The 13,916-nt window shown below is 55.8% G+C and carries 13 protein-coding genes; 8 read left to right on the forward strand and 5 right to left on the reverse strand.

The window, feature by feature from the left end; genetic code table 11:
- Window positions 1-430: 430 nt before the first annotated feature.
- Window positions 431-3,190 carry an Rne/Rng family ribonuclease gene (locus HMPREF2959_RS02960; protein WP_002243201.1) on the reverse strand — a complete coding sequence of 920 codons (2,760 nt, stop codon included), beginning with the start codon at window positions 3,188-3,190 and terminating at the stop codon, window positions 431-433.
- Between the two features lie 493 nt (window positions 3,191-3,683).
- Here HMPREF2959_RS02960 and HMPREF2959_RS02970 point away from each other — a divergent pair, with 493 nt between their 5' ends.
- Genes HMPREF2959_RS02970 through HMPREF2959_RS12530 form a run of 5 tightly spaced genes read left to right on the forward strand, consistent with a single transcriptional unit; the run spans window position 3,684 to window position 6,824 of the window.
- Window positions 3,684-4,676, forward strand: a complete 993-nt coding sequence (locus HMPREF2959_RS02970) for an RluA family pseudouridine synthase (RefSeq protein ID WP_002224797.1) — start codon at window positions 3,684-3,686, stop codon at window positions 4,674-4,676.
- Window positions 4,677-4,723: 47 nt separating this feature from the next.
- Complete coding sequence (gene lpxB, locus HMPREF2959_RS02975; RefSeq protein ID WP_033909303.1) at window positions 4,724-5,896, forward strand: lipid-A-disaccharide synthase; 1,173 nt, start codon at window positions 4,724-4,726, stop codon at window positions 5,894-5,896.
- Between the two features lie 7 nt (window positions 5,897-5,903).
- Entirely contained in the window at window positions 5,904-6,149 is a 246-nt protein-coding gene (locus HMPREF2959_RS02980; RefSeq protein WP_012222103.1) for a hypothetical protein, read from the forward strand.
- Between the two features lies 1 nt (window position 6,150).
- Window positions 6,151-6,561, forward strand: coding sequence for a hypothetical protein (locus HMPREF2959_RS02985; protein ID WP_002233427.1), 411 nt, complete (start codon window positions 6,151-6,153; stop codon window positions 6,559-6,561).
- Between the two features lie 17 nt (window positions 6,562-6,578).
- Entirely contained in the window at window positions 6,579-6,824 is a 246-nt protein-coding gene (locus tag HMPREF2959_RS12530; RefSeq protein WP_033913479.1) for a hypothetical protein, read from the forward strand.
- On the opposite strand, the gene dapB is transcribed toward HMPREF2959_RS12530, so the two are convergent.
- Together dapB and HMPREF2959_RS02995 are read right to left on the reverse strand one after the other, a co-directional pair.
- Window positions 6,821-7,630: a 4-hydroxy-tetrahydrodipicolinate reductase gene (gene dapB / locus HMPREF2959_RS02990; RefSeq protein WP_002228897.1), complete on the reverse strand. Its 810-nt coding sequence runs from the start codon at window positions 7,628-7,630 to the stop codon at window positions 6,821-6,823. The genes HMPREF2959_RS12530 and dapB overlap by 4 nt on opposite strands.
- Before the next feature lie 9 nt (window positions 7,631-7,639).
- On the reverse strand, window positions 7,640-8,017 hold the full coding sequence (locus HMPREF2959_RS02995; RefSeq protein WP_002233428.1) for an outer membrane protein assembly factor BamE: 378 nt from the start codon (window positions 8,015-8,017) through the stop codon (window positions 7,640-7,642).
- Between the two features lie 218 nt (window positions 8,018-8,235).
- On the opposite strand from HMPREF2959_RS02995, the gene fur reads away from it, so the two are divergent.
- On the forward strand, window positions 8,236-8,670 hold the full coding sequence (fur, locus tag HMPREF2959_RS03000) for a ferric iron uptake transcriptional regulator (RefSeq protein WP_002233429.1): 435 nt from the start codon (window positions 8,236-8,238) through the stop codon (window positions 8,668-8,670).
- Between the two features lie 69 nt (window positions 8,671-8,739).
- Complete coding sequence (gene aat, locus HMPREF2959_RS03005; protein ID WP_002233430.1) at window positions 8,740-9,465, forward strand: leucyl/phenylalanyl-tRNA--protein transferase; 726 nt, start codon at window positions 8,740-8,742, stop codon at window positions 9,463-9,465.
- A 151-nt stretch (window positions 9,466-9,616) separates the two neighbouring features.
- Here aat and gap read toward each other — a convergent pair whose 3' ends face one another.
- Window positions 9,617-10,648, reverse strand: a complete 1,032-nt coding sequence (gene gap / locus HMPREF2959_RS03010; RefSeq protein WP_002221877.1) for a type I glyceraldehyde-3-phosphate dehydrogenase — start codon at window positions 10,646-10,648, stop codon at window positions 9,617-9,619.
- 200 nt (window positions 10,649-10,848) lie between these two features.
- A complete protein-coding gene (locus tag HMPREF2959_RS03015; RefSeq protein WP_002218613.1) occupies window positions 10,849-11,688 on the reverse strand; it encodes an RnfABCDGE type electron transport complex subunit B in 840 nt (279 codons plus the stop codon).
- 148 nt (window positions 11,689-11,836) lie between these two features.
- Between HMPREF2959_RS03015 and HMPREF2959_RS03020 the strand changes: the two genes are divergently transcribed.
- Complete coding sequence (locus HMPREF2959_RS03020) at window positions 11,837-13,813, forward strand: monovalent cation:proton antiporter family protein (RefSeq protein ID WP_002218614.1); 1,977 nt, start codon at window positions 11,837-11,839, stop codon at window positions 13,811-13,813.
- Window positions 13,814-13,916 lie beyond the last annotated feature (103 nt).

Genomic DNA, 13,916 nt, shown 5'->3' on the forward strand with positions numbered 1-13,916 from the left:
TTCACGGGAATGACGAAAGGTGGCGGGAATGACGAAAGGTTGCGGTAATCATGGGAATGGCGAAGTTTCAGACGGCATCGTCCACCCTCCGCCGTCATTCCCGCGCAGGCGGGAATCCAGGCCTTTGGGCGACGGCAATATTCAAAGATTATCCGAAAGTTTGAGGTTCTAGATTCCCGTTTTCACGGGAATGACGAAAGGTTGTGGGAATCCAGACCTTTGGGCGGCGGCAATATTCAAAGATTATCCGAAAGTTTGAGGTTCTAGATTCCCGTTTTCATGGGAATGACGGAATGTTGCGGGAATCATGGGAATGGCGGAATGTTTCGGTAATCACGGGAATGGCGAAGTTTCAGACGGCATTGCAGGTATCCGAACCCATGTAAAAAAGAGGTTCTGCGGAACAGAACCTCTTTTTGCCGCCGTCGGTTCAGCCTTGCCGGGTTTCGACTTGGATCATTTCTTCGGCAGGGACGGTTGCGGCTTCAGACGGCTTGGGCTGTTCGGAACGGCGCAAACCGCGTCCGGCTTGGACTTCGGGTTGTGCCGCCCATGCCTTCAATGCGGCAGGGTCGGTTTCGATCAGGACGAGTCCGCCGGTTTGTGCGGTTTCCCGTGCCTGTTCCGCCGCAGCCGTAAAGGTTGCGTTTTCAGACGGCATTTCCTGTGCTTCGGCTTTCGGTGTCGCGCCTTCGGGCAGGATGGCGGCGGTGGCACGGCGGATTTTTTCCGCCGCATCATAAACCGGTGCGTCGCCGTTTGAAACGGCGGGAGATGCTGTCGGAAGATCCCTTTCTGCAACCGGATCGGCAATGCTGACGGTAATCGGCGCGTTTGCGTCGGTTTCGCCGAAAACGTGCGCGGCGGCGGAACGGACTTTGTCGGCGGTGTCGTGAATATTCAGGTACTGCTCGATTTTGGCGGCAGACGGAATATTGCGTTTTTTGCCGTTTTGACGGCGGTCGCGCTGATTGTTGCGCTCGCGGCGTTCTTTGGCATCTCGGCTGTCGCGTTCGCGGCGGTTGCGTTCGGATTTGGGCTTGCTGCCTTTGTCTTCTGCGGTATGCGGTTCGGACGGCGTGTTTTCCGCTGTCTGAACGGTTGTTTCGGCAACGGTGGCGGTTTCCGGCGCGGTTTGGCCGCGTTCGCTGCGGCTGCCGTTGCGGCGGCGTTTTCCGGTTTGCACTTCGGTTTCGGACGGTGCGGCATCTGCAACGGTTGCGGCAGGCTGTATGTTGCGGTCTTGGATTTCCGCTTCGTCGGCGCGTCCGGCGGCACGGTCGCCGCGTTCGTTGCGGCGGCGGTTGCCGTTGTTGCGCGTTTCGGCTTTGTCGGCACGCGCTTCCTGTCCGGCAGTTTTGCCTGCCACTTCGCGGACTTCTACTTTGCTGCCTTCGCGTTTGCTGCGGCGCGGGTTTTGGCGGCGGTTGTTGGCGCGGCTGCCGCTGCGGTTTGCCGTGCTGCGTTTTTCGGAGGTTTCGGCAGCGGGCGCGGCTTGGGTTTCGCTGCCGCCGAAAATGCGTTTGAGCCAAGCTTTGAAGCTGTCCCACCAAGAGGTTTTTTTCTCGGGGGCGGCAGTCGGGGCGGGGCTGGTGTGGCGCACGCCTTTGACGGCGGGTTCGGGACGGGCGGCTTTGGCTTTTTCGCCGCCGAACGGTTTGGCGGATTCGTCTTCTTCAGGCTCGGCGACGCGTTTGTAGCTCGGTTCGCCGTCTTCTTCTACGTCGTCGGTGCGGATGCGGTTGATTTCGTAGTGCGGATTTTCGAGGTGGATGTTCGGAATCAGGACGACGTTGACATCCAAACGCTCTTCCATCGCAAACAGCTCGGCGCGTTTTTCGTTCAGCAGGAAGGTGGCGACATCGACGGGCACTTGGGCGCGCACTTCTCCGGTGTTGTCCTTCATCGCTTCTTCTTGAATGATGCGTAAAACGTGCAGGGCGGTGGATTCGATGCCCCGAATCACGCCGGTGCCGGCGCAGCGCGGACAGGCGACGTGGCTGCTTTCGCCCAAAGCCGGTTTCAAACGTTGGCGGCTCAATTCTAAAAGTCCGAAACGGGAGAGTTTGCCCATCTGTACGCGGGCGCGGTCTTTTTTGAGCGCGTCGCGCAGGACGTTTTCCACATCGCGCTGGTGTTTGGGGTTTTCCATGTCGATGAAGTCGATGACGACCAAGCCGCCCAAGTCGCGCAGGCGCATTTGTCGGGCGACTTCTTCGGCGGCCTCCATATTGGTTTTGAACGCAGTGTCTTCAATGTCAGATCCGCGTGTGGCACGTGCAGAGTTAACGTCGATGGAGACGAGGGCTTCGGTATGGTCGATGACGATCGCGCCGCCGGAGGGCAGGCTGACGCTGCGCGAAAACGCGCTTTCGATTTGGTGTTCGATTTGGAAGCGGGAAAACAGCGGCGTGTGGTCTTCGTAGAGTTTCAGACGGCCTATATTGCCCGGCATGACGTAGCTCATGAACTCGGCAACTTGGTCGTAAACTTCTTGATTGTCCACCAGAATTTCGCCGATGTCGGGGCGGAAATAGTCGCGGATGGCGCGGATGAGCAGCGAGCTTTCCATAAAGAGCAGGTAAGGGTCGTGATGCGCTTTTCCTGCTTCTTCAATCGCCTGCCAGAGTTGTTTGAGATAGTTCAAATCCCATTCCAACTCTTCCGCGCTGCGGCCGATGCCGGCGGTACGGGCGATGATGCTCATGCCGTTCGGAATGTCGAGTTCCGCCATGGCGGCTTTCAACTCTTGACGCTCTTCACCTTCGATACGGCGGGATACGCCGCCGCCGCGCGGGTTGTTCGGCATCAATACCAGATAGCGTCCGGCGAGGCTGATGAAGGTGGTCAGCGCCGCGCCTTTGTTGCCGCGCTCGTCTTTTTCGACTTGGACGATGACTTCCATGCCTTCTTTGAGCACGTCTTGGATGCGCGCGCGTCCGCCTTCGTAGTCTTGGAAGTATGAGCGGGAGACTTCTTTAAACGGCAAGAAGCCGTGGCGGTCGGTTCCGTAATCCACGAAACACGCTTCCAGCGACGGCTCGATGCGGGTAATGATGCCTTTGTAGATATTGCCTTTGCGCTGTTCTTTGCCCAGCGTTTCGATGTCCAAATCCAGCAGGTTTTGTCCGTCGACGATGGCAACGCGCAGCTCTTCGGCCTGCGTTGCGTTGAATAACATTCTTTTCATGATCACCTCGTGGACGGGCGGCATTCGGGCGCGCCGGTCCGGTTCGGCATTCCGTAAGGCTGGGTTTTCCGATGTTTTCGGATAAAACCGGTAATCAGTTTTTGAGTTGAAAATCCGCAGGGATGCACGTTCCGGAGAACCGTGTGCGGAAGGGTCGGATACAGAAGGCTATAAAGATCGATGCGGCGGTTTGTCTGCCGCGTTCCGAACGCTGCGGTCGGAAAAATGGGGGCCGGCTTCTTCTTGTTATCGTGATGCCTGTGTTTTGGGCGGTTTGCGTTTGGGACTTGGGGCCCGGCTGCCGTCTTACTTCCGCGCCGAAACGGCAAAATCAATTCAAACTTGATTACGTTCTGCGCCTGCCGGCTGGGAACAGGCGCAGGGAAAATGCTTTGCGGAGTGCGTTTTTAATATAAAATTCCGTTTTAAAGTAAACCGTTTCAGGGGGGCGCGGCGGGCGCGCTTTTTGCTGAAACGGATGTTCGGATTATAGATGAAAACGCACGAAATAAGCAAAGATTCGGTCAGCTTGATAGGGGTTGCCGAACATGAGGCGGGTCAACGCCTTGATAACTATCTGATAAAAATCCTCAAGGGTGTTCCCAAGAGCCATATCCACCGCATTATCCGCGCCGGCGAGGTGCGGTTGAACAAGAAACGCTGCAAACCCGACAGCCGTATTGCGGAGGGGGATACGGTGCGGATTCCGCCTGTGCGCGTGGCGGAGAAGGAAATGCCGTCTGAAAGGCGTGCCGCCGTACCGGCGCGTGCGTTTGACGTTGTTTACGAAGACGATGCGCTTTTGGTCATCGACAAACCGTCCGGCGTTGCCGTCCACGGCGGCAGCGGCGTGAGTTTCGGCGTTATCGAACAGTTGCGCCGCGCCCGTCCGGAGGCGAAGTATTTGGAGTTGGTTCATCGTTTGGACAAGGATACGAGCGGCTTGTTGATGGTGGCGAAGAAACGCAGCGCGCTCGTCAAACTTCACGAAGCCATCCGTAACGACCACCCCAAAAAAATCTACCTTGCGCTGGGGGTGGGCAAACTGCCGGACGACAATTTCCATGTCAAACTGCCCCTGTTCAAATATACCGGCGCACAAGGCGAAAAGATGGTACGCGTCAGCGAGGACGGGCAGTCGGCGCACACGGTGTTCCGTGTGTTAAGCCGTTTTTCAGACGGCATTTTGCACGGTGTCGGGCTGTCGCACCTGACTTTGGTGCGGGCAACGCTGAAAACGGGTCGTACGCACCAAATCCGCGTCCACCTGCAATCTCAAGGCTGTCCGATTGCGGGCGACGAACGCTACGGCGATTATCAGGCGAACCGTCGTTTGCAGAAGTTGGGTTTGAAGCGGATGTTTTTGCACGCGTCCGAGCTGCACTTGAACCATCCGCTCACGGGCGAGCCGCTGGTGTTGAAGGCGGAGCTGCCGCCGGACTTGGCACAGTTTGCGGTGATGTTGGAAAACGGGACGAAAATGTGAACCCCGATGCCGTCTGAAGCCTTCAGACGGCATCGGGACGTGAAAGTATGTGGGGACAGACGAATATGGTTGATAAAAAAAGCCCTTTGATTGCCGTCAGTGTCGGCGAAGCGTCGGGCGACCTGTTGGGGGCGCACCTGATACGCGCCATCCGCAAGCGTTGTCCGCAGGCGCGTTTTGTCGGTATCGGCGGCGAACTGATGAAGGCGGAAGGTTTCGAGAGCCTTTATGATCAGGAGCGGCTGGCGGTGCGCGGCTTTGTCGAAGTGGTCAGGCGGCTGCCGGAAATTTTACGGATACGCAGGGGGCTGGTACGGGATTTGCTGTCGTTGAAACCTGATGTCTTTGTCGGTATCGATGCGCCCGATTTTAATTTGGGTGTGGCGGAAAAGCTGAAACGGTCGGGGATTCCGACCGTGCATTATGTCAGCCCGTCGGTGTGGGCGTGGCGGCGGGAACGTGTGGGCAAAATCGTGCATCAGGTCAACCGCGTGTTGTGCCTGTTCCCGATGGAGCCGCAGCTTTATCTCGATGCGGGCGGACGTGCGGAGTTTGTCGGTCATCCGATGGCGCAGCTTATGCCCTTGGAAGACGACCGTGAAACGGCGCGGCAAACTTTGGGCGTGGATGCCGGCATCCCCGTATTCGCCCTGCTGCCCGGCAGCCGCGTCAGCGAAATCGACTATATGGCGCCGGTGTTTTTTCAGACGGCATTATTGTTGTTGGAACGCTATCCTGCCGCATGCTTCCTGCTGCCTGCCGCAACGGAGGCGACGAAGCGGCGTTTGGCGGAAGTTTTGCAGCGGCCGGAGTTTGCCGGATTGCCGCTGACGGTAATCGACAGACAGTCTGAAACAGTGTGCAGGGCGGCGGATGCGGTGCTGGTAACGAGCGGTACGGCGACTTTGGAGGTGGCGTTGTGCAAGCGTCCGATGGTCATCAGCTACAAGATTTCGCCGCTGACTTATGCTTATGTGAAACGCAAAATCAAAGTGCCGCATGTCGGCCTGCCGAATATCCTGTTGGGTAAGGAGGCTGTGCCGGAATTATTGCAATCTGAAGCAAAACCGGAAAAACTGGCGGCGGCGTTGGCGGACTGGTACGAACACCCCGATAAGGTTGCCGCGCTGCAACAGGATTTCAGGGCGTTGCACCTGCTGTTGAAAAAAGATACGGCGGATTTGGCCGCGCGCGCGGTTTTGGAAGAGGCGGGATGTTGAGCGGTTAATGGATTATTTTCCCGAAGCAGCACGTATTACAAAAAAAGGGGGAGAAATTGTGATTAATGGCACATCAAACAATAAGTATTTAAGAGGAATTCCAAATGAAGCAGAACTGGCTCGAGTGGGATTAAGGTTAAAATATAATGGTCTGTTAAAGGAAGAGTTTAAACAACTGAAATTTCATAAGAGTAGTAGAACCAACTTGGACTCAAAAAATCTTAAACTCATTGTTTTTGAAAAGGTAAAATAATATGACAACTTATACCATTCCAAAAAAAGATTATCAATTTCTGTATATATATGAGGGCACTCTATTAAACTATACTTTGAAAAACGATGAATTCCATATCATCGTCAATTGTGTGGATTATCCGGATTTACCTCAAGAAATCCCTATGCCTAATTATTCAGACTGGGTAAAAATTAAATTCAAGCAGTTCAGCTATTTGAAATTTGTCTATGGATACGCCACAAAAAACCGAGATAAAGATATCGATAATACATTGGAACTTGGCGAATTAAAGCAGGATGATGAAATCTTGGATTATGGAGGTGCGCTGGAAGTGATAGGCGGTAGGTATGATTTTCCGACTGCTTTTAGGATAGATATAGTTTGCCGGGAAATAGAGTTAGAATTTTTAGATCAGGAGGGTTTCAATTAAACGAGCCGTAGCTTGTTATGCCGCGCAGGCAACTTTATCGTATTTCCTTTTCGGTTGAAACCCCGCCACTCGGACATCTGTCCTTCGGGGCGGTAGAATCAGACTTTATTTGGGAGGGGCGTAATCCCTTGCAAATCAGGACGACACATAGGGCGACGCTTTATGTATCGTCCCGTGTGTTGAAACATATGCCGATACGGAGCCTGTCGGCAAAATGCCGTCTGAACAATATCTTTTCAGACGGCATTTTGTATGGGGGTTAACGGTTGTTCAGCCCGAGTACGTCCTGCATATCGTACAAACCCGTTTTGCCGTTTACCCAAACTGCGGCGCGGACGGCGCCGGCGGCAAAGGTCATGCGGCTGCCGGCTTTGTGGGTGATTTCCACGCGCTCGCCGTCGGTGGCGAAGAGGGCGGTGTGGTCGCCGACGATGTCGCCTGCGCGGACGGTGGCAAAGCCGATGGTCGACGGATCGCGCGGACCGGTGTGGCCTTCGCGGCCGTAAACGGCGCATTGTTTGAGGTCTCTGCCGAGCGCGCCGGCGATGACTTCGCCCATGCGTAACGCGGTGCCGCTGGGGGCATCGACTTTGTGGCGGTGGTGGCCTTCAATGATTTCGATGTCGTAGCCTTCGTTTAATACGCGTGCGACGGTGTCGAGGATGTGGAAGGTGAGGTTGACGCCGACGCTGAAGTTGGCGGCGAAAACGATGCCTGTTTGTTCGGCGGCAGTGTGGATAGCGGCTTTGCCCGCATCGTCGAAGCCTGTTGTGCCGATGATGATGTTGACTTGTTTTTCAACGCATTTTTGCAGGTGTTTGAGGGTGGGCTCGGGGCGGGTGAAGTCGATGAGTACGTCGCTTTGTGCGAGAACGGCGTCAACGTCGTCTGAAATGGCGATGCCGGTTTTGAGTCCGACGGCGTAGCCTGCGTCCAGTCCGAGGGCTTCTGAGCCTGAGTGTTCGAGCGCGCCGGAAAGGACGGTGTCGGGATGGTTGTTGACGGCTTCAACCAATACGCGTCCCATACGGCCGTTTGCGCCGGCGATGGCGATTTTGAGCGGTGTCATGTGTGTTCCTTATGGTTTGTCTGTGTTTTGGCGGTCTTTGAGGGCTTCGGCAGCGTTTTGCAGGGCGTCGCCTTCGGTGCGGACGAGTACGCCGTTTTCAAAATAGACGGTCAGATTGCTGCGTTCTTTGATGATGCCGTTGCGGGAGGTGTTGAAGGTATAGTCCCAGCGGTCGGTGTGGAACGCGTCGCGCAACAGGGGGCTGCCGAGCAGGAGCAGGACTTGGTCTTTGGTCATACCGAGGCGGAGTGCGGCGGCGGCGCGGGGGTCGATTTCGTTGCCCTGTATGACTTTGAGCTTGTATGAGGGGAACAGCGAGGCGCGTTCGGCACTGCACGCGGCAAGGCCAAGGAGGGCGGAAAGGGCGAGGATGAGGGTTTTGTTCACGGAAATGCCTTTCTGTGCAAATCGGGATGGGTAGTGTAACACTGCTTGAATATTTTATAAAAGCGAACGATAATCATACGATTAAGCGGTATCCGCCCTGTCCGCGCATCGGCCGCCGGTGCGGTTTTACTATTGCAAACTGCTATGGTGCGATAGTGGGCAAACAGGCCGAAATTGCGTATTATAACGTCTATTGTTTTACAGGGGTATTGAATATTATGGAAAAATTCAACAATATTGCACAACTGAAAGACAGCGGTCTGAAGGTTACCGGCCCGCGTTTGAAGATTTTGGATTTGTTCGAGACGCATTCGGAAGAGCATTTGAGTGCGGAAGATGTGTACCGCATTTTGTTGGAAGAGGGTGTGGAAATCGGTGTGGCGACGATTTACCGTGTGCTGACCCAGTTTGAGCAGGCGGGTATTCTGCAACGCCATCATTTTGAAACGGGCAAGGCGGTTTATGAGTTGGACAAAGGCGACCACCATGACCACATCGTCTGCGTGAAGTGCGGCGAGGTAACGGAATTCCACAATCCCGAAATCGAAGCCCTGCAAGACAAAATCGCTGAGGAAAACGGCTACCGCATCGTCGATCACGCGCTTTATATGTACGGCGTGTGCAGCGACTGTCAGGCCAAGGGCAAACGTTAAATCCGGACGGTTTGTTGTTCAGACGGCATTCATGATTTTGGATGCCGTCTGTGTTTTTGGAGAACTGCCATGCGTATTCCGCTGCTTGCCCCTGACAATTATGCCTTTCCCGATCCTACCTATGCTTTGGCCCGGTGCGACGGGCTGGTCGGCGTGAGCGGCGATTTGGATGCGGGGCGGCTGCTCGAGGCGTATCGGAACGGCGTGTTTCCGTGGTTTTCTCGGGACGGTTGGTTTTTTTGGTATGCGGTCGGCCCGCGTGCGGTGATTGTTCCCGAACGTCTGCACGTTCCGCGCTCGCTGGCGAAAACGCTGCGCAACGGCAGCTATCGGGTTGCGGTCAACGGCTGTTTTGCGGAAGTGGTCGCGCATTGTGCGGCAGCGGCGCGCCCGAATCAGGACGGAACTTGGATTGCGCCCGAGTTTCAGACGGCATATTTGAAGCTGCACGAAATGGGACACGCGCATTCGTTCGAGTGCCATTATCCCGATGAAAGCGGTGAAACGAGGTTGGCGGGCGGCTTTTACGGCGTGCAAATCGGCAGGGTGTTTTACGGCGAATCGATGTTCGCATTACAACCGGATGCGTCGAAAATCGCGTTTGCCTGCGCCGTGCCGTTTTTGGCGGATTTGGGTGTGGAACTGATAGACTGCCAGCAGGACACGGAACATATGCGCCGTTTCGGTTCGGAGCTGCTGCCGTTTGCGGATTTTGCCGAACGTCTGCGGATGTTGAACGCCGTGCCGTTGAAAGAGGAAATCGGGCGGCGCGAAGTGGCGTGCAAGGGGCTTTGATGGCGGCTTATGCTCCGGTCAGGTTCAAATATGGTGGATTAAAATTGGAAATGGCGACAGCCGGGCAAAATCACTGCCAAAAAATGAAAAATGCCGTCTGGAACTTGAAAACATCGGGTTTCAGACGGCATTTTGTTTGACGGTTTATTGCTTATTTGAGCGGGCGCACTTCAAGTCCGAACATACGGCGTGCGGTGTTCAGCATTTGGCAGCTGAAGCCCCATTCGTTGTCATACCATGCGAAGACTTTAATCATGTTGCCGTCAACGACTTTGGTCAGTGTTGCGTCGAAGTGGCTGGCTTCGGTGGTGTGGTTGAAGTCCATGGAAACCAAGGGCAGGGTGTTGTAGCCTAAAACGCCTTTGAGCGCGCCTGCTTCCGAGGCGGCTTTCATCAGTGCGTTGATTTCTTCGATTGTCGTGTCGCGCGCGGCTTGGAAGTTCAAATCTACCAATGATACGTTGACGGTCGGCACGCGGATGGCAAGCCCGTCGAGTTTGTCTTTCAATTCGGGCAGTACCAGTCCGACGGCTTTTGCCGCGCCAGTTTTGGTCGGAATCATGTTTTCCACGCCGCTGCGGGCGCGGCGCAGGTCTTTGTGGCGCACGTCGGTAACGGTTTGGTCGTTGGTCAGCGCGTGGATGGTGGTCATCGCGCCTTTGACGATGCCGACGCTTTCGCTCAACACTTTGGCAACCGGCGAGAGGCAGTTGGTGGTGCAGGAAGCGTTGGAAACGACGGTCATGTCGGCGGTCAGGATGCTGTCGTTCACGCCGTACACGACGGTTGCATCGACATCGTCGCCGCCCGGTGCGGAAATGAGGACTTTTTTCGCGCCGCTTTCCAGATGAACTTTGGCTTTTTCTTTGCTGGTGAACGCGCCGGTGCATTCCATGACCAAATCGACACCGAGTTCTTTCCACGGCAGTTCGGCAGGGTTGCGGGTCGAGAAGAAGGGGATTTTGTCGCCGTTGACGATGAGGTTGCCGCCGTCGTGGGATACGTCGGCTTCAAAGCGTCCGTGCACGGTGTCGAATTTGGTGAGGTGGGCGTTGGTTTCAAGGCTGCCGCTGGCGTTGACGGCGACGATTTGGAGTTGGTCTTGAATCTGATAATCGTAGATGGCGCGCAAAACCTGGCGGCCGATGCGTCCGTAGCCGTTGATGGCGACTTTGATGCCCATGGTTTGTTCCTTTGTTGAGGGGTTGGGTAGATTTTCGGGGCGGATTATAGCAAATTTGTAGTGGCGTGTAATTAATATTTTATTGAAAACGGCGCGGCCGGAAGGGTGGGCGGTAAGATGCGGACGGCACGGGTGCGGCGGACGGAGAGCTTGATAAAATGCCGTCTGAAACGGTTTTCAGACGGCATATCAGGGAAGGGTCAGGAGGCGGTATTCTGTGCGGCTTCCTGTTTGGCTTTGTATTGTTTGAGATATTCGAGGGCGGCGGCTTTTTCGCTGTCGCTGCCGTATTTCATATCGCGTTGGGCGCGGCGCAACTCGGCGCGTTCGCGGGCTTCGGCTATCTGTTTCGCCTGATAGTCTTTGCGGTTGTCGGCGGCGGCGAGGCGGTCTTGTTGGGTTTGCGCTTTTGCCATGGCTTTGGCGATGAGGTCGGCAGGGTTAAACGCCGGTTTTTTCGGTGTGTCGGGTGTTTGCGGACGCGCGTTGCGGACGGCGGCTTCGCGTTCGGCAAGCATGGCCTTGCGTTCGTCGGCTTCGCGCTGTTTGCGTTCGTTGCGTTTGAGGTAGCGCGCACGCGCGTGTTCGGCGGCGGCAAAACGGCTGTCGGCGGACAGGCTGAAGCGGCGCGCGCGGGGCAGGACGGTGTCGGCAACGGGCTGCATATGGATGCAGTCGACGGGGCAGGGGGCGACGCAGAGTCCGCAGCCGGTGCATTCGTCGGCGATGACGGTGTGCATAAGTTTGCCCGCACCCATAATGGCATCGGCAGGGCAGGCGCGGATGCAGGCGGTGCAGCCGATACAGGCGGTTTCGTCTATCCGGGCGAGTGCTTTGGCTTGGGTTTTGGCAGGTGCGACAAGGGGTTTGCCGAGCAGGGCGGAAATGTCCCGAATGACGGCTTCTCCGCCCGGGGCGCAGAGGTTGTACGCTTCGCCTGTTGCGACTGCCTGTGCGTAGGGCAGGCAGCCGTCGTAGCCGCATTCGCGGCATTGGGTTTGGGGAAGCAGGCGGTCTATGGCGGCGGCTGTGGCGGTCATGTCGGTGTGCGGCTCAAAATCGAAAGGGCGTATTTTAGCAGAATTGTATGCCGCGCCCGTTTCGGATGGTGCGCGGTGTTTTGTTATAATACGGCGGCGTATGCCGTTTCAGACGGCATTTTTCTGTATTTTCCTGTTCGGACGGTCTATGAACGAATTTTCGCTTGCCCCTATTGTGGTTGTTTTGCTGGTGTCGGTCATTACGGTGATCCTGTGCCGCAAGTTCAACATTCCCTCCATGCTGGGCTACCTGCTGGTGGGCTTTTTGGCGGGGCCCGGTATGCTCAGCCTGATTCCGAAAAGCCATGCGACGGATTATTTGGGTGAAATCGGGATTGTGTTCCTGATGTTCAGCATTGGTTTGGAGTTCTCGCTGCCCAAGTTGAGGGCGATGAGGCGGCTGGTATTCGGGCTGGGCGGTTTGCAGGTCGGCGTTACGATGCTGTCGGTAATGGGCATACTGATGCTGACGGGCGTGCCGTTCAATTGGGCGTTTGCCGTGTCGGGCGCGTTGGCGATGTCGTCCACGGCGATTGTGAGCCGGATTTTGTCGGAAAAGACGGAATTGGGGCAGCCGCACGGTCAGATGGCGATGGGCGTGCTGCTGATGCAGGACATCGCCGTCGTGCCGCTGATGATTCTGATTCCCGCGCTGGCGGGCGGAGGGGACGGAAATATTTGGGCGGCCTTGGGTTTGGCGTTTGCAAAAATGCTGCTGACGCTGGGGCTGCTGTTTTTCGTCGGCAGCAAAATTATGTCGCGATGGTTCAGGATGGTGGCAAAACGCAAATCGTCCGAACTCTTTATGATCAATGTGCTGCTGGTAACCTTGGGTGTGGCTTATCTGACTGAGCTGGAAGGTTTGTCTATGGCGTTGGGCGCGTTTGTGGCGGGGATGCTGCTTTCGGAAACGGAATACCGTTTCCAAGTCGAAGACGACATCCGCCCGTTCCGCGATATTTTGCTCGGCTTTTTCTTTATCACGGTCGGCATGAAGCTGGACATTCAGGCATTGATCGGCGGCTGGCGGCAGGTATTGATGCTGTTGGCAATGCTGCTGGTGTTGAAGGCACTGGTTGTGTTTGCCATTGCCTTCAAAATGAAACATTCGGTCGGCGACAGCCTCAAAACGGCTTTGTATCTCGCACAAGGCGGCGAGTTCGGCTTCGTGATGCTGGCCATTGCCGGGCAGCTTGATATGGTTTCGCCAGAATGGGAACAGGCGGCGACGGCGGCGGTGCTGCTGTCGATGATTATCGCGCCCTTCCTCTTGGGCGGCAGCGATGCGCTGGTCGGGCGTTTGGTCAAGTCAAGCTGGGACATGAAGTCGCTCGATCTGCACAGTATGCTGGTAGAAACCATGAGCAAGTCCGACCATGTGCTGATTGTCGGCTTCGGCAGGGGCGGGCAGACGGTCGGACGCGTCCTTGCCCAAGAGGATATTCCGTATTTCGCGCTCGACTTGGACATTGCGCGGGTGCAGGTTGCCAGAAGTGCGGGCGAACCGGTGTCGTTCGGCGATGCGAAACGCAGGGAAGTATTGGAAGCCGCCGGTTTGGGGCGGGCGAAAATGGTGGTGCTGACGCTCAACAATATGCACGAAACGCAACACGTTTTAGACAATGTGCTGTCCATGTATCCCAATATGCCCGTATATGTGCGCGCCACCAACGACGATTATGTGAAAACGTTTACCGATATAGGTGCGGAAGAAGCCGTGTCGGACACCAAAGAAACCGGACTCGTGCTGGCAGGCTATGCGATGTTAGGCAACGGCGCGTCGTACCGGCACGTCTATCAGACGATGGCAAATATCCGCCACAGCCGTTATGCCGCGTTGGAGGGTTTGTTTGTCGGTAGTGATGATGAGGCAGGATTCGGCGAAAATGGCGAAACCGTCCGCCACGCCTTTCCTTTGGCTGCAGAAGCATACGCCGTCGGCAAAACAGTCGGCACGCTTCCGATGGCGGCTTACGGCATCAAACTCTTGTTCGTCCGCCGCCGCACAGGCCGGATTGAAAACCCGGATGCCTCGTTTACATTGGAAGGCGGTGACGTGTTGGTGGTCGCAGGCAAAAAAGAAGAAATTATCTCTTTTGAAAACTGGAGTTTGCAGGGAATATAAATGAAATGCCGAAATAAGGCTTGCGCCATTTCCGGTTATTTGGTTTAATAACGCTTTCGCAAAATTCATGGGTGATTAGCTCAGTTGGTAGAGCGTCTGCCTT

The organism is Neisseria sp. HMSC070F02, from assembly GCF_001814225.1.
Classification (GTDB): domain Bacteria; phylum Pseudomonadota; class Gammaproteobacteria; order Burkholderiales; family Neisseriaceae; genus Neisseria; species Neisseria meningitidis.